The organism is Lentzea nigeriaca, from assembly GCF_016907955.1.
In the GTDB taxonomy this organism is placed as follows: Bacteria; Actinomycetota; Actinomycetes; order Mycobacteriales; family Pseudonocardiaceae; genus Lentzea; species Lentzea nigeriaca.
Genome location: NZ_JAFBCX010000001.1, coordinates 1108656 through 1127405 on the forward strand (window position 1 = coordinate 1108656; position 18750 = coordinate 1127405).

Genomic DNA, 18750 nt, shown 5'->3' on the forward strand with positions numbered 1-18750 from the left:
GTCCTCTCAGGTCGTGCTGGGGCGCGACGCGAGCCACGCGGCGTGTTCGGTGCTGATCACGGCCTCCGCCTCGGCGACGGTGGTGGGCCAGTCGCTCTCGTCGGTGCGCAGGAGCCGTTTGTGCATGCCGGCCAGCTCGCCGGCGGCCGCCGAGTAGGCGACCTTGAGGTTCTCGTACTGCCGCAGCCCTATCCACGCGGCACCGCCCGCGACCGCCGCGGCCATGACACCGGACAGGTCGACGTCCCACGCGCCGGTGATGCGCAGGATCGCGAACAGGATCGCGATGAACTCACCCGCGAACAGCAGGACGCGCGCGACGTTCGCCCTGATCTCGTTGGATGCGGCCTTGTCGTGGTACCAGTCGAGCTGCCTGCGCACGCGGTTGTCGCAGTAGGCGGTCCTGCGTTCGGGGAAGGGCTTGTCCCGCAACCCGGTCATCACGACCTCGCCCGCCGGGTTGTCACCGGTGAGCAGCAACGTCCCGCGGTGCTCCGCCGCCGCGTCGATGACGGCCTTCTCCAGGTCGCCGCGGGCGTCGGGCGAGGTGAGCGGGAACGGGTCGCCCGCCACGGCGTAGCGCCAGCCGAGGGACTTCACGCGTTCGGCCACCGCGCGGCCCGCGTTCCACTTCAGCTCGGGGTGCATGACCCAGAGGAGGAACTCGCCGAACAGCGCGATGAGGAAGCCGATCAGGGCCACCCAGGCCCACACGTCGACGCCGCCGCCCACCTTCCACTTGAACGCGCCACCCACCGCCGCGACCACCGCGCCGAGGAGCCGGACCCGGCTGAGCAGCAGCGTCGCGCGCTGGCCGCTCCGGGAGGCCTCCTCGGCGTCGTGGTAGAAGCCGGGCAGGTGCTGGTCGTCCATCAGAGTTCTCTCTTCCTCGTCCGACAACGCTGATCGTGCGCCACCAAACGTGTGTTACCACGACGGAGCCCTAACGGTGGTCTCTTCGGGGGCGATGTAGAGGTGTTCACCCGTGCAGCGGAGAGGTGGGGCATGCCTGGCGAGAGGACGTACGCGGCGTTCATCTCGTACAGCCACGAAACGGACCACGCGCTGGGGCCGTTGCTACAGGAGGGGATCGAGAAGTTCGCGAAGCCCTGGTACCGGCCGCGGGCGCGGCGGGTGTTCCTCGACAACTCCGTGCTGGCCGCGGAACACGACCTGACCGAGGCGATCCTCGACGGCCTCGCGCGGTCGGACAACTTCCTGCTGCTGGCCTCGCGGGCCTCGGCGCGGTCGCGCTGGGTCGGCAAGGAAGTGGCGTGGTGGCTGGAGAACCGCGACCGGCGCAAGCTCTTCGTGCTGCTCACCGACGGTGACGCGGTGTGGGACGACGGGGTGCTGGACCGGCAGCGCACGAACGCCTTGCCGGAGACCCTGCGCGGCCTCCCCGAACCGCGCTGCGTCGACCTGCGCGGAGTCCGCGACGTCGAGCTCGACGTGCGCAACCCGGAGTGGGAGTCGGTGCTCGCGGACGTCGTGGCGCCGTTGGACGGCATCGAGAAGACCGAGCTGATCGGTCACCACCTCCGGGAACGCCGTCGCACCAGGCGAACCGTGCTCACCACGATCTCCGTGCTGGTCGTGCTGCTGGTCGCCGCGGTGATCTTCGCAGTCCGTTCGGAGCAGCAGAGCAACCGGGCGCGGCAGCAGACGCTGGTCGCCACGTCGCGGCAGCTCGCGGCCCAGGCGGCGGCGATCCGCGACGCGCGACCGGCAACGGCGCGGCAGCTGCTCGCCCAGGCCTACCGGATGGCGCCGACCGCGGAGGTGCTGGGGGCGCTGATGGACAGCGCGTCGATCCCGCGCGTCGTGCCGGGAGCGGCCGTGGACGTGGCGTTCGGCCCACGCGGTGATGTCATGGCTGTGCTGCGCAAGGACGAGCTCGTCCTGTACGAGGGCACGTCCGAACGCGCGAAGATACCGCTGCCCGACGCCGCCGCGGTGCTGTTCAGCCCGGACGGGACCTTCGTCGCCGCCACGTCGATCCGGGGCGGCGTACTTCTCGCCCAGGTCGCCGACCCGGCGAAGCGATCGACGTGGGACGCCGGCACGACCGGCATCAGGTCGCTCGCGTTCGTGCCGGGCAAACCCGTTCTCACGATGACCGCCAGCGGCGGGCACACGTGGCTGCTCGACGTCACGGATCCCCTGGCGGCCAAGCTGATCACCGAGTTCGCGCCGGACAGCGACTCGATCTTCACCGCGAGCGCGGTGAGCGCCGACGGGACCACACTCGCGTTGTCCGGCTCGGACGGCACGATCGAACTGTGGGACATCACCGCCACACCGACCAGGCGCGCGGTGCTGACCGGCCACACCATGGAGGTGTCGGTCCTGCGGTTCGCCCCGACCGGCTCCCTGCTCGCCAGCGGCTCGAAGGACGACACGGTGCGGCTGTGGAACGCCGCGACGTCGCAGCTGTACGGCGTGCTCACGGGTGCGAGCATTTTCGTGACGTCGGCGGCCTTCGCCCCGGACGGCGGCACGCTCGCGTTCGGCGACGGCAACGGCACGGTCCACCTGTGGGACGTGAGCGATCCGATCCGGCCGAAGACCGCGCAACCGCTGCTGGGCCATGCCGACGGCATCAACGGGTTGTCGTTCGCCGCGGACTCGCGCACGCTCGCCTCGGCAGGGGAGCACGTCCGGCTGTGGAACGTGCTCGGCGCGAGCAGGTCGTCCGCCGTGACGGTGCTGCCCAGCGGTAGCCACACGTTGGCGTTCGGAGCGAACCATCGGCTGGCCACGGGGTTTCCGACGAAGCTCTACGACCTGACCGACGTCGTGCACCCGCGCGAGATCCGCGCGCTGCGGACGTTCAACCGCGGCGGCAGCCCGCAGCTCGCGTTCAGCCCGGACGGCACGCGACTGGCCAGCGGGTTGCCCGTGGCGCTCACCGATCCTGAGGCCGGTGAGACGCCGGTGCACGAGGAACGCGCGGACAGCGTGGTGTTCAGCCCGGACGGCCGGTTGATCGGCGCGGCGGCGCATCCCGGCGTGTTCCGGCTCTGGGTGCGCGACGGCGACGGGGTGCGGGCCGCGGCCGAGCTGCCGGGATCGGACGTCACCCCGCACGGCATCTCGTTCGGTTCCGGCGGCCGCGCGGTGACGAAGGGGGAGAAGGGGGAGACGTTGCAGTTGTGGGACGTCAGCTCACCCGACGCGCCACGACTGGTCCGCACGCACGACACGAAGTCCGATCCGGTCGAGTCCGTGCTGTTCCGTCCCACCGGCGACACGGTGATCACCGGCAGCGCCACGGGGCTGATCACCGTGTGGGACATGGCGAACGGCAGCCGGGTCGCGACGGTGCGCCGGCACGTCGGCAGCGTCCGGCACCTCGCCCTGCACCCCGGCGGGGAGCTGCTCGCGAGCGCGGGGGAGGCGGGCGAGGTCGTGCTGTGGGACGTCGCCGACCCGTCCCGGCCGGTCGAGGTGTCGACGTTGCGCGCGGGCGGCCGCTACACCGCCGCGGCGATCGCGTTCAGCCCGGACGGCACGATGCTCGGCGGCGCGGACGGGATTCGCACGACCATCTGGAGCACCGACGTGGCGCGGTTGCTGGCGCGGTTGTGCGCGGACACGCGGCCCATGTCGGAAACCGAGTGGCGGCAGTACCTTCCCGACATCCCTTACGACCCACCGTGCGCGTGAAGGGAACCTCATGAGACGCGTTCTCCCGCTGGTGCTCCTCCTCGCCGCGTGCAGCGAACCGGGGACGGGGCCGAAGATCACCGGACAGCCGGAGCCGAACCAGACCGCCACCGCGACGACGGCACCGCCGTCCGCCGCCGCCAGGCCCACGCTCGGGCCGGCGCCGGAGAACCTGCGGTCGGTGGACTGGCGGCAGGCCACGCTGCCCGCCGGGTTCTGCGACGTCCGGGATCCCGTGCGGCTGCGGGACGGCACGGCTCGTGCCACGTCCACGTTGTGGGGTTCGGTGGACGTGTTCCTCGACGTCGACGTGCACTTCGGTGACGTCGACGGCGACGGCCGCGAGGAGGCGGCGATCTCGCTCGGCTGCGACAACGGCGGTGGCACGGCGTCGAGCCAGCTCGCCTTCGGGTTCGCGGTGGTGCGCTCGGAGCGGGGCGCGCTCGAAGTGGTCGGCGAGATCAAGCCGACCACGATGCGCGACGACGCGACGCACGTGCCGTTGCTGTCCGAGCCGAAGTTCGAGAAGGGCGTGATCACCGTCAGGGAGCTCTGGTACCGGCCGAGCGACGCGAACTGCTGCCCGAGCGGCGAGTCGCTGACCAGGTGGTGGCTGCGCGACGGCACGTTGAAGCCTGATCAGCCCATTCAGGTCTCGTAGTGCTCCGATGAGTCCGCGAAACACGAGCATAACGAAGGCTTGAACCTGGTAGTTCCGGATGCAATCATCGGATCTCTCGCCGCCGCCCCGACGAGAAAAGCGATGGTCATGGCACTACGACGTTTGTGTGTGGCCGTGGTGGCCGCGCTGCTCGCCGGCCTGGTCGCGGTCGTCCTGCCGGGCGCCGCGCAGGCCGAGGTGCAACATCCGAGACAGGAGTGGCTGCGCAAGTCGACCGCCGGGCTCTTCCTGCACTGGGGCATGTTCACCGCCCCGAAGCACCTCGACTGCGCCGAGTGGGAGCGCGATGTCACCGGTGGCGGGTGGACCCCCGGCTACTGGATCGACGAGGCCAGCAAGCTCGGCGCCTCCTACGTCGTGCTGGCGACGTTCCACTCCCGGCTCGGCTACGCGCGCCCGTGGCCGTCCAAGATCCCCGGCAGCTGCGCGACAGAACGCGACCTGCTCGGTGAGCTCGTCAAGGCGGGCAAGGCCAAGGGCGTCAAGGTGATCCTCTACATGACCGACGACCCGCAGTGGCACGCCGAGCAGGGCGTGGAGATGCTCGACTCGGCTGCCTACTCCGCCTACAAGGGAGAGAGCGTCGACCTCACGACGCGCGAGGGCTTCGGCAAGTACAGCTACGACCTCTTCTTCGAGGTCATGAAGAACTACGACGACCTCGCGGGCTTCTGGATCGACAACGACAACGAGTACTGGGAGCGCAACAAGCTCTACGAGCAGATCCGGCAGCTGCAGCCGACCTGGTTGTTGAGCAACAACAACGAGGACACGCCGATCATGGACACGGTCTCGAACGAGCAGAAGACCGGCATGTTCCCGTCCTACGACTACCCGGCGGCGACGTTCACACCGATGCCGCGGCTGTCCGAGGCCTGCTACAAACTGCCCACCACCGGCGACTGGTGGTACGACGGCGGCAGCCACGCCGTCGACACGCGCCTGAACACCGGCCGCTACATCACCAACGCGGGCTCCTCGATCAAGTCGCTGATGGCCGAGACGCCCATGGTGAACGGCCGGATGCCCGCGCAGCAGGAGGCGTACAACAACTTCATGGCCTCGTGGGTGCCGCCGATCCGCGAGTCGATCCAGGGCGTCGAGGGCGCCGGGTACATGTACGGCGGCATGCAGCCGGGGTTCTGGAACGACGGCGCCCACGGCGTGATCACCGTCAACCCGTCGACCGGCAAGCAGTACGTGCACGTGGTCACTCGTCCGCGTGCCGACTTCGTTCGCTTGCGTGACAACGGGTATCGAGTCTCTCGCGTCACGGATCTCCGCACGGGCGAGCGGATGAGGTTCTCGCAGTCCGCCGGGCACCTGACGATCGAGGGCATCACGGCGTGGGACGAGTACGACACCGTGTTCGCGGTGGAAACGGCCGGGCAGCAGGGCTTCCACGACGGTGTCAAGGCGTACGCGACGTCCTCGAAGGACGGTTTCCCCGCCTCGAACCTGACCGACGGCAGCTACGAGAAGTACTGGGACGCCGACGCGGCCCAGCCCGTGTCGATCTCGCTGGACCTCGGCCGCCGCAAGGAGGCGTCGTTCCTCGCGATCAACCAGCGCGAGTCGTCGCCGACGCATGCCCGCGTGTCGTTCGGCCGGCCGGAGGACTCCTCGCGGATCAAGGACTACCAGCTGACGGCTTCCGACGACGGCCGCAACTGGTGGCACGTCCGCAGCGGCGCGTTGCCTTCCGCGCGCGGAACCCAGTTCATCGACATCGGTGCGACTCAGGCCAGGTGGCTGCGGCTGACCGTGCTCAACACGTGGGGTGGCCCGCAGGCTCCGGTGTACTTCAAGGACCTGAAGATCGACGAGATCCGGGTCGGCCACGGCTATCCGAGATCGCTTCAGGGCGGTGCGCTGGAGGCCGAGAACGCGGCGCGGTCGGGTTCGGCGCGCAACGCGTTCTGCGAGGCCTGCTCCGGCACGCGACAGGTGAGCGGACTCGGTGGTGGTGACGCCAACGCCGTGACCTATCGCGACGTTTCCGTTGCCACGGCTGGCACTTACAGCCTGCAGCTTTCTGTGACCTCCGCTGCCGCCTCGTCCGTGTCGGTGTCGGTGAACGGGGCGGCGCCGATTTCCGTCGCCGTGCCCGCGGATCGTGCCGACGTGCCGAGCCCGGCTGCGCTCGCGGTGCCGTTGAACGCCGGACGCAACACGGTTCGCGTGTTCAGCACGGGCAAGTCGCTCGGTCTCGACCGGATCTCGGTCGGCGGGCTGCCGCCGTCGACCTACACGCCGAAGACGACCCTGACCGTGGAACCCCATGGCGTGCAATGGGTTGCGCCGGGTCAGCAGTCGGTGAAGATCACCGCACGGCTGCGGCTGGACGCCGACGACCAGATCGACAACGTGTCGCTGGCACCCGTGCTTCCGGCGGGGTGGACGCTGACCGGCTCGCCTGCTGTGCGGCAGTCGATGCGTCTGGCCGGTGTGCTGGAAGGGGTGTGGACGGCGACCTCGCCCGCCGGGGCGGACGTGGGCTCGGTCAGCATTCCGGTGAACGCGTCGTTCCAGCTGCTCAGCTCGGACCGCAAGGTGTCGGGTTCGGTGCCGGTGCGGACCAGGCCTGCTGACCGCGTGTTCGTGCGCGAGGCGGAGGACTCGGCGAACGTGTTCGGCAGCACCGGTTTGTCGAGCTGCGGGTCGTGCTCCGGCGGGGAGAAGGTCCGCAACATCGGTGGCAGTCCGGACGCCACGGTGACGTTCCCGAACGTCGTCGTGCCCGAAGCGCGCGCGTACAAGCTGTTCATCCAGTTCACGGTGAACGGGCCGCGGTCGTACTTCGTGTCGGTGAACGGCAATGCGCCGGTCGAGGTCAAGCTGAACGGGGTCGGGAACAACACGCCGTACGTGGCCGAGATCCCGGTGACGCTGAACGCCGGGGCGAACACCGTCAAGTTCGGCAACGACACCGCGGGCGCGCCTGATCTGGACCAGATCGCGCTCGCCTGAACCCGTTGCACGGAACGGCACCCCGCCTCGGTAGGGTGCCGTTCTCGTGGGGGAAGAAGTTCTCGAGGGCTGGCGGGGATTCCCGGTCACCGGCTGGCGGAGTGTCGAGGCCGTGCGGCGCAGGCTCGACGCGGGCGCCGACCCGAACGTCGGCCCGTTCTGGATGACGCCGCTGCACTCGGCAGTGGAGTTCGGCACGGCCGAGACCGTGGCCGAGGTGGCCGCTCGGGTCGACGACGTCGATCAGCTGGGCGACGGCCGGAGCGCGTTGTGGCGGGCCGTCTACGAGGGCAAGGCCGACATCGCGAAGGCGTTGCTGGCCGCCGGGGCGGATCCGGTGCGCCCCATGATGTCCGGCTGGTCGCCGGCCCGGCTGAGCCGCGCGACCCGGCACGTCATCCCGTCCGGCGAGGTGCTGACCGAGGACGAGCAGCTGGCGGTCAGCGAGGCCGGCCGCCTGGTGCACGCGCTGAAAGACTTCCCCTTCTACGACGGCTACAGCCTCGCCTGCGTCGCCGGCATCGACGCCGAGGAGGCGACCCGCAGGCTGAACGCGGTCGTGGTGCCCGCGGCGGACGTCCCGGACTCGGTGCCGACCGGGTGGCCCGGCCCGTTCGGCGAGGACACCGAGCGCGCTCTCGGCGTCACGACCGTGCCGGGCGGCTGCATCCTGTTCCAGCCCTGGTACTTCGCAGTCCAGCGGCCGGAGGCGATGAAGCCGCTGTCGGCGGGCACCGTCGCGTACGGCATGTACGCCAACCCGAAGAGCGGCAACCAGGGCAACGTCCACCGCGACGGCGAGACCATCGGCTGGGACCTGCACCCCGGCGGCGGTCCGAACGAGCGGGACAGCACGGCCGAGGTGCTCCTGGCGTACCTCTACGCCCACAAGGCCGTCGCCTACTGCTGCGCCTACGCGGGGCTGCGGCCCAAGAACAGCAAGGCGTTCACTGAGCCGGACCAGTGGGTTCTCCTTCCCGCTCTCAGCGACGGGCGCGCATGATGGGTGCATGCTGGAGGCACTGCGGCGGCAGCTGAGCGACGGGCTGTTCGAGAAGGTCGCCGGACCGGAGCGGGAGAAGCACGCGCGGCGGATCCACGACGCGCCCGGCCCGCGCATGTTCGCGGAAGACCGGCCGATCCGGCACGTCCACGCTGATCACGCCATGTTCATCGGCGGGCTGCGGGCGTTGCTGCTGCAGTCGTTGCACCCGCTCGCGATGGCCGCGGTCGCGCAGCACTCCGACTACCGCGCCGACCCGTGGGGACGGTTGCAGCGCACCAGTCTGTTCGTCGGCGTGACGACGTACGGGACGGTCGAGGCCGCGCACGAGGTGATCGAACGGCTCGCGCGGGTGCACTCGTTCATCCACGGCACCGCGCCGGACGGGCGGGCCTACCGCGCCGACGACCCGCACCTGCTGGGCTGGGTGCACGTGGCCGAGGTCGACAGCTTCCTGCGCTGCCACCAGAAGTACGGCGAGAAACCCCTCGACGACTACGACGGCTACGTCGCCGACATGGCGGTGATCGCGGACGCGATGGGCATCCCGGAACCGCCGCGCACGACCGCGGAGCTCGACGCTCGGCTGAACGCCTACCGCGCCGAGCTGAAAGGCACAGCCGAGGCCAGGGAAGCGGCGAAGTTCCTGCTGCTCAAAGCCCCTCTGCCGATGCTGGCGCGCGGTCCGTACGCGGTGCTCGCGGCGACCGCGGTGGCGAGTTTGCCGCTGTGGGCGCGGATTCCGTTGCGGCTGCCGTACCTGCCGATCGCCGAAGCCACCGGGGTGCGGTTCGCGGGCCACGCGTTGATGCGCGGCCTGCGCTGGGTCACCGGCTGAGGAAGTCCATCACCAGTGGCGTGGCTTCTGAGCGAAACTCCTCGAAGTAGCCATGCCGCGCGCCCTCGATGAGGTGCATCCGCGCGCCGGGAATCCGCTCGGTGATCAGGGGAGCGTTGGCCGTGGGGTTGAAGATGTCCTCGGTTCCGTGCACCACCAGAGTGGGTGCGGTGATCGACGGCAGCACGTCCCACGCGTCATGCTCGGCGCTCGCGAACAGGTGCAGCTTGCGCGCGTAGGGCGGCATGTCCGGGTCGCCGAGCGTGTTGAACGGTCCTTTGTAGGCCGGTGTGTACATCAGGGCTTCCAACGCCCGGCGTGCCTTCATCGGGTCGATCTGGGCCAGCGACCTGCGCACCTCGGCGCTGCGCTCGATCGCGTGCGGCCCGCCCGGTGACGTGCAGCCCAGCACCAGTCGTTCGACGCGGTCGCCGTGGGACGCCGCGATCCACTGGGCGATCCGGCCGCCCATCGACGTGCCGTAGACGTGCGCGCTGCCGATGCCCGCGTCGTCGAGGATCGCGACGCAGTCCGCCGCGAACAGCCTGGTGCTGTAGGGGGTTTCCGGCTTGTCGCTGGAACCGGTTCCGCGGTGGTCGGTGACGATCGTGGTGAACCGCCGGGCGAAGTCCGGCCGCACCTGCCGCCACCACTTCGACGAGTTCGACTGGCCCGCGATCAGCAGCAGCGGTGGCCCGGAGCCTTCGATCGAGTAGAAGAGCCTGGTTCCGTCGGAGGCACGAGCGTGGGGCACGACCGGACAGTCTAGGACCTTGACTCCGCGATAGATGGTCTAGTCCAATCTGGGGTGACCCCCTGCCGGCCGCCGACGCGTGTGGGATGGAGCAGCCCATGTTGTTGTTCGCTCGAATAAGCGCGGTGGCCGCACTGGTGCTCGGCACCGTGATCGTGAGCCTCGCCCCTGCCAGCGCCGCCGGTGTCACGGCGACGTTCGCCAAGCAGTCCTGGGACACCGGGTACACCGCCACGGTGACGATCAAGAACGAGACCAGCGCGGCCATCAGTTCCTGGAAGGTCGAGTTCGACTACCCGGCGTCCACGACCGTCGGCGCGTACTGGGACTCGCTGCTCACCAAGAGCGGCAACCACCACACGTTCGTCAACCGCGAGTACAACGGCTCGGTCGCGCCCGGCGCCAGCGTCACGTTCGGCTACAACGCGAGCGGCACCGCCGACCCGGTCAACTGCACGATCAACGGGGCGGCCTGCGCCGGCGGCACCTCACCAACGACAACCACCACGACGACCACGACCACCACTACGACCGGGCCGCCGCCCACCGGCAGCCTGCCGCGCAAGGTGCTCGTCGGGTACCTGCACGCCAGCTTCGCCAACGGCTCCGGCTATCTCCGGATGAAGGACGTGCCGGACGAGTGGGACGTCATCAACCTGTCGTTCGCCGAGCCGACCAGTTCGACGTCGGGTGAGGTGCGGTTCGCGCAGTGCCCGGTCGCCGAGTGCCCGAACGTCGAGCCGGAGGCCGACTTCATCGCGGGCATCAGGGCCCAGCAGGCCAAGGGCAAGAAGGTCCTGATCTCCATCGGGGGCCAGAACGGCCAGGTGCGGCTCGAGACCGCGGCCGCGCGGGACGCGTTCGTGCGGTCGGTGGCGGCGATCATCGACAAGTACGGCCTGAACGGGCTCGACGTCGACTTCGAGGGTCACTCGCTGTCGTTGAACGCGGGTGACACCGATTTCAGGAACCCGACCACGCCGGTGATCGTCAACCTGATCTCCGCCCTGCGGTCGCTGAAGTCCCGCTATGGAGCCGACTTCGTGCTCACGATGGCGCCGGAGACGTTCTTCGTGCAGGTCGGCTACCAGTTCTACGGCGGCGCGGGCGGCGGTGACGCGCGCACGGGCGCCTACCTGCCGGTGATCGAGGCGATGCGCAACGACCTGACGTTGCTGCACGTGCAGGACTACAACTCGGGACCCGTGATGGGCCTGGACAACCAGTACCACAACATGGGCGGCGCGGACTTCCATGTGGCGATGACCGACATGCTGCTCGCCGGGTTCCCGGTGCGCGGCGACACGTCGAAGGTCTTCACGCCGTTGCGGCAGGAACAGGTCGCGATCGGCCTGCCCGCCGCGCAGTACGCGGGCAACGGGTTCACGTCCGTCGCCGACGTCCACACCGCGCTGGACTGCCTGACGAAGGGCTCGAACTGCGGCAGCTACAAGCCGAAGGGCGTCTACCCGAACCTGCGCGGCCTCATGACGTGGTCGATCAACTGGGACAAGTACAACAACTACGAGTTCTCCAAGTCCCACCGCGCCTACCTCCCCCGTTAAGAACGATGAAGGGAACTTCCTCCACCTCAAAGTGGAGGAAGTTCCCTTCATCGACCTCGGACGAGGGTGGACGGCCCAGGCTTCCCCCTGGAGTCAGGCGGACTTCATCGCTCCGCCGTGGACGGTCCAGTTCGACCCGATGGCACTCGGCATGGTCGGGGAAGCGAGCAGCACGACCGCCCTGGCGATCTCGTCCGGGTTGATCAGGTCGTCGGTCAGCATGCCGATCTGCTGGGGCAGAGTCGCGACCAGGTCGCTGAGCTCCATGCCCATCCGTGCCGCGATGTCCGCGACGTACCCGTTCTCGCCCACCAGCAGCTCCGTCCGCGTGGCGCCGGGAGTGACCGTGTTCACCCGGACACCCATCCGTCCCGTCGCCTCGGCGAGGCCGCGGGTGAAGGTGTTGAGCGCGGCCTTGGCCGCCGCGTAGGGCAGCGGCGCGGTGTGCGGGTCGCGTGCACTGCTGGAGCTGATGTTCACCACGGCGCCCCGTGCCTTCGCGAGTGCCGGCAGTGCGGCCCGCGTCATGCGCACGGCGGCGTTGAGGTTCAACGCGAACACGTCCGTCCAGACATCGTCGTCACCGCTGAACGGATCCTCGAGGATCCCCTCCGGCCGGTTGCCTCCGCCCGCGTTGTTGACCAGCACGTCGAGCTGCGGATTCTGGGCGAGTGCGGTCTCCACGACCCGCGCCGGTCCGTCCGATGTGGACAGATCGGCCGGGATGAAGACGGCTCCGGTGCGCTCCAGTTCGGGGGTCGAGCGGCGTGCGGTGGCGACGACGGACGCGCCCTCCGCGGTGAAGGCCTCGACGATCGCCAGTCCGATGCCCTTGCTGGCTCCGGTGACCAGCACGCGCTTGCCTTCCAGTTGCAGATCCATGATGTGGCTCCTCCTCAGGTCCCCATTAAGTGATACACGCCTGTCGCAGTTAAGGCAATAACTGAGACGGCGATGTATCATTTACGGGGGCAAGGGTTGGAGGAGAGATGAGCACGTCCACCGGACGGCGACTGCGGGCGGACGCGGAGCACAACATCGCGCGCATCCTCGCGGCCGCCGAGGAGGTGCTGGCCGTCGACCCGGCCGCGTCGCTGGAACAGATCGGCGAGGCCGCCGGGCTCACCCGTGCCACCGTGCACCGCCGGTTCGCCTCGCGTCAGGCGCTGCTGGAGGCGTTGACCGAGCGGCTCAACCAGCGCTACCTCAGCGCACTCGACCAGTCGAAGGCCGAGACTGCGCCACCGCTGGTGGTCCTCCGTCGCCTCACCGAGATCGTCTTCGAGCTCAAGATCAGCCACCGGTTCACGATGGAACTCATGAGCGCCAGGGACGGGTGCCGTTCCGGGCTGAGTCCCGAGGTCGAGGCTGGGCTCGAGCAGGTCTTCGTCCGGCTGCGTGAGGCGGGGGAGATCACGGCCACCGGTGCGGACTGGTGCCGCCAGGTCTACCTGGCCCTGCTGCACGAGGCCCACGAGCTGCCGGACGACGCCGCTGATCTCGTCGCGGCGGGGAGGTCCAGGGCCGAGCTGGTGGTACGTGCTGTGGTGGGAGCGCTGGGTGGTGCGCCTTCCCCCGTTGGTGGATGAAGGGCGCCTTCATCCACCTCAGGCGAGGGAGGTCAGGCGAGGGTGGACCAGAACTCCAGTTCGTAGGCCTGGAGGAGCCGGCCGTAGCGCCAGGCGTGCTTCGGCTGCCAGCCGGAGTCGAGGGCGGCCTGAACGGCGGCGATGGCGCGTTCCTCCAGCTGCGGGGCGGGCGTGGCGAAGAAGTCGACGAACGCGCACGCCTCGTCGTCGAAGCCGTAGTGCTCACGCAGGCCCTTGGCCATGCGGGCGCAGTAGCCGCCCCACGCGGTGAAGTTCGCGAGGATCGCCAGGATCACGTCGGTCGGCTCGCCGTTCAGCGCCATCCACGCCTGGAACGCCGGGTAGGCCTGGCAGCCGGGGAAGGGCTCGTAGCCCTGGAACTCCTTGGACGACATGCCGGCGGCGTTCGCGAGCGGCTCCAGCATCGGCAGCACGAGCTCCTCGCCGCCTGCCAGCAGCGTGAAGAACGCCCGCGCGTTCGGCTCCTGCGCCTTGGCCGCGAGGGTGAGGAATGTTCGCCAGTCCGACGACACGATGTGGTTCTCTTCCGCGGCGAACGTGGCGATCACGGCACGCGGCGCCTGGCCGGTTTCGATCAGCTTGACCACGAGGTTGTCGTGCTCACCGGGGTGCAGCTCCGTCCGGATGCGCGTGACCAGCTCTTTTGCGTTCATGGATCACGATTCTTCCGCACAGCAGAAATCGTTCGCCAGACCGGCGGGTGGTCGGCCACGATGTTCGCTCGTGCCTGAACACACCTACCGAGTACTCGTCCGCGGCCGATTCGCCGACCTGACCGACGACCAGCGCGTTTCGTTGCGGGAGCATCTGAAGGGCTTCGACTTCCTGCGCAGCGGCGGGTTCCGCGAGGAAGGCGCGCTGACGTTCGACGAGAAGCTCGACTTCTTCAGCTACCGCGTGATCCTGACGGCCTCGGAGAAGCCGGACGAGGCGGGACTGCGGCGCGCGACCGCGGCCCTCGACGCGCTGGGCGTCGACTACCGGGGTCTGCGCGCCACCGTCACCGACATGGACGAGATGAAGATCAACCGGCCGAAACGCTTGGCGTGAGCTGAACTTCGAGCACCTCCGCGGCGTCCAGGGCCAGGTCCTCCCGGTACATCCGGGAGATCACCTGGACGCCGGTCGGCAGTCCGTCGCGCAACCCGGTCGGCACCGCGACCGACGGCAGCCCGACGAACGACGTCGCCTCGCACAGCTTCATCGCCTCGAAGTACTCGGCGAGCGCTTCGGGGCTGCGGCGGTCCTGGTCCGGTTCGAACGACGGCGTCGTGCTGACCGGGCCGATCACCACCGGGTACCGGTCGAGCAACCGCGCCCACTCGCGCTGGATGGCGAGCCTGGTGCCGGTGAGCGCCAGGAACTCGCCGATGTCCAGACCAGGCCGGACCGCCAGCAGGTTCCGCGCGTACACGGCGAGGTCCTCGCCGGCGAACGCGATGAAGTCGTCGAACCCGAGCGCGATCGGCGTGGCGACCATCCGCATCGCGAGCTCCGAAGCCTCCTCGACGCGTGGCGGCGAGATCTCCGCGACCGCGTAACCCGCGTCGACCAGCCGTTTCGCCGCCTCTTCCACGGTCGGGTCTCCCGGCACGAAACCGGCGATCCTGGCCACCGGCGAACCCACCGCCGGTACCGGGACCGTGCGCGGGTCGGACGGATCCCAGCCGCACACCAGCTCGTGGACAAGGCGCAGGTCGGCGACGGACCGGGCGAGCGGACCCTCGACGGTCAGGACCTGCACCGGGAACGACGGTTCCTGCTGTCCGTAGGTCGCGGCCTGCGGATACCGGCCGTAGCTGGGTTTGAGGGCGCAGACGCCGTTCAGAAACCCCGGCAGCCGCAGCGAGCCACCGCCGTCGTTGCCGATCCCGATGCGCACCATGCCCGTCGCGACGGCCACCGCGTCACCGCCAGAGCTGCCACCTGGCGATTTCGTGGCGTCCCACGGGTTGATGGTGTGCCCGGCCAGCTCGCTGTACGTGTGCATGCCGCGGGCGTTCAACGTCGGCATGTTCGCGTGGGCGATCGGCGTGGCCCCGGCGGCCCGCAGCCGTGCCACGATCGGTGCGTCGGCGGTCTTCACGTTGCCGGTCAACGACTTCAGGCCGTGCGTGGTGGCCTGGCCGGCGACGTCGATGTTGGCCTTGACCGAGAACAGGACTCCGGCGAGCGGGCCGGTCGGCTCGTCCGGTTCGTCGAACACGGTGGTCAAGGCGTTGTACACGGAGTTCAAGGACTCGATGCGCTGCAACTGCTCGGTGAACATCCCCATGCTCCAGTCTATGCGAACCGGAGCACGGGCATGCGCAGTTCAAAACCGCTCAGTGGAACACTATTTTCGGGGAATCATTTTTTCGGGGAGCATCACGGGTAATTGGCCAGGTAGGCCTCGGTGGAACCCGCGGTCACCCGTCCACCCGAGTTGTTGATGATGTGCTCGATGGTTCCCTTGCCGCCCAACGAGATCGTCACCATGCTGTGGAACTTGACCTCTGGGGTGTTCGGCACCTCGAACGCCCGATCGGCGACCACGCTCGGGTTGGCGTTGGCGAAGATGTAGCTGCCCAGGCCCCAGGCCTCGTGCGTCGTGACGTTGTCGGAGACCTTGTAGGCCGCGTAGCCGCGGGTCGAGCCGTTCATCCACGCCGCCTGGTTCGGCGCCTCGTACGGCATCTCGTTCTGGTAGAAGTACGTCCGGCCGCCCTGGCCGTTCCAGATGGTCTGGTACTTCTGGTAGTGCTCCACGAAGAGGCCGTACATCGTCACGTTGTTGCCGTTGACGATCAACCCGGTGTCCGCCTTGTTGACGTCCCAGCCGACACCGTAGGAGTGGTCACCGCGCCACAGCCAGAGGTGGTCGCCGATCACGTCGTGACTGTTGATCACGAGCGAGGTCGTCGCCCGCCCGACCGCCGAACCGCCGATGCGTACGTACACGTCGTGGATCGACGTCGGGTTCGCCGCGTGGCCGGCGTTGCTGCCCGGCTGGCCGAACCGCATGAGCTGTGGCGAGTTCGTCGGGGCCGCGTCGATCAGCAGACCCGCGACCTTCACACCGTCCACATCGGCCACATCGAGCGCCAGGTTTCCGTTGGTGGGCCTGACGGTCGCGAGGCCGAGGCCGAACACCACGGTGTCCGGACGCGTGACGCGGATCGGCTCGCTCACCTGGTGGACGCCCGGCGTGAGCATCAGGTGCTTGCCTGCCGCGAGCTGCTGGTTCATCGTGGCGGCCGACGTGCCCGGCTTCGCGATGAAGAAGTCCGACAGCGGGATGTTCGTGCCCTGCTGCTGACCGCTCGCCCACGTGGTGCCGCTGGAGCTGGTGCGCAGCGACGGCACGAAAACGCTGTAGTTGCCGCTGCCGTCGATGTTCAGGAACGGCTTCTCGCGCACGACAGGGGTCTGCGCGACGGTCGTGTACGGCGGCTCGGGGAACGTGTTCTGCGGGGCGTTGCGGGCGCCGACGAACACCATGTTCCAGTTCTCGCCGGTCCACGAGCCCCACTCGGTGTTGCGCGACAGCCACTGCTGCTGGCTGCCCGACCGCACCTGGCCCGTCACCACGGAATCGGCCAGGAAACCGCCGCTGGACCAGCCGTTGTCGTCGAGCTGCATGTCGCCGTAGACGTGTGTGCGGCGCATCGCGGAGGCCTGCGAGACCGCCCACGTGTTCGTGCCGCCAGGTGGCCGGATCGCGAGGTTTTCCGCGCCACGCCAGAAGTTGTGCGTCGCGTTGCCCTCGAACCAGTCGGCTTCGACGTGCACCTGGCCGTTGATGTTCACCGCGTCCGGAGTCAGGCCGAGGCCGAGCACCTGGGTGAAGAAGCCGATGTTGACGTCGACGTCGTAGCTGCCCGGCTTGAAGAAGATCGCGAACCGGCGCGCGTCGTACTGACCCTCCTCCTGCTGCCTGAACACGTCGTTCAGCCGCGCCTGGATCGTGCTCGCGGGCATCGACGGGTCGAAGACCAGCACGTTCGGGCCGAAGTCGGGCTGGCGGGGGTTGGGTGTGGTGAGGCGGAAGGCCTGGGCGTTGGTGCCGTTGCAGGTGTACTGCACCAACTGGACGTCACCGGTCGACGCGCCGGGCACGTCGAGGCACTTGCCGCTGTGGCGGCTCACGAACCGGTAGGTGTCGGTCCCCACCTGTTCCGGGCGCCACTGCTGGTTGTCGGCGCTGAAGTTCTGCCACATGTGGATCAGCGCGTTGTCCGCGGTGGACACGGCGGAGACGTCCCAGACAGCCCCTTCGCCGACGGTGAAGTAGCCGTCGCTCGTGGGCGTGAACTTCCAGGTCTGCCCGGAGCAGGCCTGTTGGCGGAGCTGTGCGCCGTTGGTCGATCCCAGCGATTCGACACACTTTCCGCTGCCGACGTTCGTCACTTGATAAGCGGTTCCGGGCACCACGCCGGCCTGCGCCGCGACCGTCCACACAGGAACGATCGCTGCTGCTGCCAACGCTGCCACCAGCAGGGGTGTTCTCACGGCTCACAGGGTGGAGCCGGTTTGTTGCAATCGTCAACGAACCTTCCTGTTTCCGGTCGAGTTCCGGTATTGACAAACGAATTTGTCAAATGAGAGCGTGTTGGGTGTGGAGCTGTCGCCGCTGCGCCGATCGCTGCTGGAGCTGCTGAAGTCGCCCGCGTCGGCGACCCAGCTCGCGGCCGCGCTGGACCTGCCGCGCCAACGGGTCAACTACCACGTGCGAGCGCTGGAACAGGCAGGCCTCGTCGAGCTCGTCGAGGAACGCCAACGCCGCGGCTGCGTCGAACGCGTGCTGCGCGCCCGCCCGGGCCGCGCGGTGGACGCGGGCGTCCAGGACCAGTTCGCCGCAACGCATCTGGTGTCGGTGGCGGCGGACGTGGCCCGCGAGGTCGACCGGATGTCGGGCGCCGCGGCCTCCGCTGGAAAGCGCTTGCTCACCTTCACCGTGGAGACGACCGTCCGCTTCGGCGCACCCGGCGACCTCCACGAGTTCACGAGCGACCTGGCCGAAGCGGTGCGGCAGATCGCGCTGAAGTACGACACCGAGTCAGGCCGCCCGTACCGGGTGGTCGCGATGGGCCATCCGGGAGTGTCCGATGAGCGATGAAGTGCGGGTCGAGATCACCGTGGCCGCGCCGGTCGACGAGGTGTGGCAGTCGTTCCGCGACAAGCAGAAGATCCTGCACTGGCACGGCTGGGAGTACGACGGCCTGGAGCAGGAGATCGACGGCACCTTCTTCGAGGATGCCGAGGAAACGGGCGAGCGCACCCTCACGCTCCACGGACACGACACGTTCACCCTCACCCCGGTCCCGGAGGGCACTCGCGTCGTGCTCACCCGCGCGCCCAAGGGCACGCTGCCGGAGTGGGACGAGTACTACGACGACATCACCGAAGGCTGGATCACCTTCCTGCACCAGCTGAAGTTCGCGCACGAGTTCCACCCCGGAGCTGCCCGGCGCACGTTGTTCTGGCCGCACGAGGTGTCCCTCGACGTCTCTGGCAAGCCGTTCTTCGAGTCTGCCAACCAGCGTGGCCTCGTGGTCGAGGAGTGGGGGCCGGGGCTCTTGGTCACCTGTCCGAAGATGACCGTGGTGACGACCTACGGGTTTTCGGACGCCGAGCTGGAGGCGTTGCGCCAGAAGGGTGACGCCTCGTAATGCCGGTT

16 protein-coding genes are annotated in these 18750 nt (G+C 68.9%); 10 read left to right on the forward strand and 6 right to left on the reverse strand.

The features are described 5' to 3' along the window. Nucleotides 1-6: 6 nt before the first annotated feature. Nucleotides 7-873, reverse strand: a complete 867-nt coding sequence (locus JOD27_RS04390; protein WP_204760750.1) for a DUF4231 domain-containing protein — start codon at nucleotides 871-873, stop codon at nucleotides 7-9. A 132-nt stretch (nucleotides 874-1005) separates the two neighbouring features. On the opposite strand from JOD27_RS04390, the gene JOD27_RS04395 reads away from it, so the two are divergent. The 5 genes from JOD27_RS04395 to JOD27_RS04415 all read left to right on the forward strand — a co-directional run bounded on the left by JOD27_RS04395 (nucleotide 1006) and on the right by JOD27_RS04415 (nucleotide 9162). Continuing rightward, nucleotides 1006-3669 (forward strand): TIR domain-containing protein, encoded by a 2664-nt coding sequence (locus tag JOD27_RS04395; RefSeq protein ID WP_204760751.1) that lies wholly within the window; start codon nucleotides 1006-1008, stop codon nucleotides 3667-3669. 10 nt (nucleotides 3670-3679) lie between these two features. Next, on the forward strand, nucleotides 3680-4330 hold the full coding sequence (locus tag JOD27_RS04400; protein ID WP_204760752.1) for a hypothetical protein: 651 nt from the start codon (nucleotides 3680-3682) through the stop codon (nucleotides 4328-4330). Nucleotides 4331-4432: 102 nt separating this feature from the next. Then, the gene (locus JOD27_RS04405; RefSeq protein WP_372441664.1) at nucleotides 4433-7321 is read left to right on the forward strand and encodes an alpha-L-fucosidase; all 2889 of its coding nucleotides are present in this window, start codon (nucleotides 4433-4435) and stop codon (nucleotides 7319-7321) included. Between the two features lie 46 nt (nucleotides 7322-7367). After that, nucleotides 7368-8324: an ankyrin repeat domain-containing protein gene (locus tag JOD27_RS04410; RefSeq protein ID WP_204760754.1), complete on the forward strand. Its 957-nt coding sequence runs from the start codon at nucleotides 7368-7370 to the stop codon at nucleotides 8322-8324. Between the two features lie 7 nt (nucleotides 8325-8331). Further along, complete coding sequence (locus tag JOD27_RS04415; protein ID WP_204760755.1) at nucleotides 8332-9162, forward strand: oxygenase MpaB family protein; 831 nt, start codon at nucleotides 8332-8334, stop codon at nucleotides 9160-9162. Here the strand turns inward: JOD27_RS04415 and JOD27_RS04420 are convergent. Then, complete coding sequence (locus JOD27_RS04420; protein ID WP_204760756.1) at nucleotides 9152-9916, reverse strand: alpha/beta fold hydrolase; 765 nt, start codon at nucleotides 9914-9916, stop codon at nucleotides 9152-9154. The genes JOD27_RS04415 and JOD27_RS04420 overlap by 11 nt on opposite strands. A gap of 98 nt (nucleotides 9917-10014) precedes the next feature. Here JOD27_RS04420 and JOD27_RS04425 point away from each other — a divergent pair, with 98 nt between their 5' ends. Then, a complete protein-coding gene (locus JOD27_RS04425) occupies nucleotides 10015-11481 on the forward strand; it encodes a chitinase (RefSeq protein ID WP_239566314.1) in 1467 nt (488 codons plus the stop codon). A 93-nt stretch (nucleotides 11482-11574) separates the two neighbouring features. Here the strand turns inward: JOD27_RS04425 and JOD27_RS04430 are convergent, their stop codons facing one another. After that, complete coding sequence (locus JOD27_RS04430) at nucleotides 11575-12363, reverse strand: SDR family NAD(P)-dependent oxidoreductase (protein WP_204760758.1); 789 nt, start codon at nucleotides 12361-12363, stop codon at nucleotides 11575-11577. A 107-nt stretch (nucleotides 12364-12470) separates the two neighbouring features. Here JOD27_RS04430 and JOD27_RS04435 point away from each other — a divergent pair, with 107 nt between their 5' ends. Continuing rightward, nucleotides 12471-13070, forward strand: coding sequence for a TetR/AcrR family transcriptional regulator (locus JOD27_RS04435; RefSeq protein WP_204760759.1), 600 nt, complete (start codon nucleotides 12471-12473; stop codon nucleotides 13068-13070). 32 nt (nucleotides 13071-13102) lie between these two features. Here the strand turns inward: JOD27_RS04435 and JOD27_RS04440 are convergent, their stop codons facing one another. Beyond that, nucleotides 13103-13744, reverse strand: a complete 642-nt coding sequence (locus tag JOD27_RS04440; RefSeq protein ID WP_204760760.1) for a thiaminase II/PqqC family protein — start codon at nucleotides 13742-13744, stop codon at nucleotides 13103-13105. 70 nt (nucleotides 13745-13814) lie between these two features. On the opposite strand from JOD27_RS04440, the gene JOD27_RS04445 reads away from it, so the two are divergent. Beyond that, nucleotides 13815-14141 carry a DUF6204 family protein gene (locus tag JOD27_RS04445; protein ID WP_204760761.1) on the forward strand — a complete coding sequence of 109 codons (327 nt, stop codon included), beginning with the start codon at nucleotides 13815-13817 and terminating at the stop codon, nucleotides 14139-14141. Here the strand turns inward: JOD27_RS04445 and JOD27_RS04450 are convergent. Further along, entirely contained in the window at nucleotides 14116-15366 is a 1251-nt protein-coding gene (locus JOD27_RS04450; RefSeq protein ID WP_204760762.1) for an amidase family protein, read from the reverse strand. The genes JOD27_RS04445 and JOD27_RS04450 overlap by 26 nt on opposite strands. 92 nt (nucleotides 15367-15458) lie before the next feature. Continuing rightward, nucleotides 15459-17582, reverse strand: a complete 2124-nt coding sequence (locus JOD27_RS04455; protein ID WP_307829888.1) for a pectate lyase-like domain-containing protein — start codon at nucleotides 17580-17582, stop codon at nucleotides 15459-15461. A 97-nt stretch (nucleotides 17583-17679) separates the two neighbouring features. Here JOD27_RS04455 and JOD27_RS04460 point away from each other — a divergent pair, with 97 nt between their 5' ends. After that, nucleotides 17680-18189, forward strand: a complete 510-nt coding sequence (locus tag JOD27_RS04460; RefSeq protein WP_204760763.1) for an ArsR/SmtB family transcription factor — start codon at nucleotides 17680-17682, stop codon at nucleotides 18187-18189. Next, nucleotides 18179-18742: an SRPBCC family protein gene (locus tag JOD27_RS04465; RefSeq protein ID WP_204760764.1), complete on the forward strand. Its 564-nt coding sequence runs from the start codon at nucleotides 18179-18181 to the stop codon at nucleotides 18740-18742. Before JOD27_RS04460 ends, JOD27_RS04465 begins: the two co-directional genes overlap by 11 nt. Nucleotides 18743-18750: the final 8 nt, after the last annotated feature.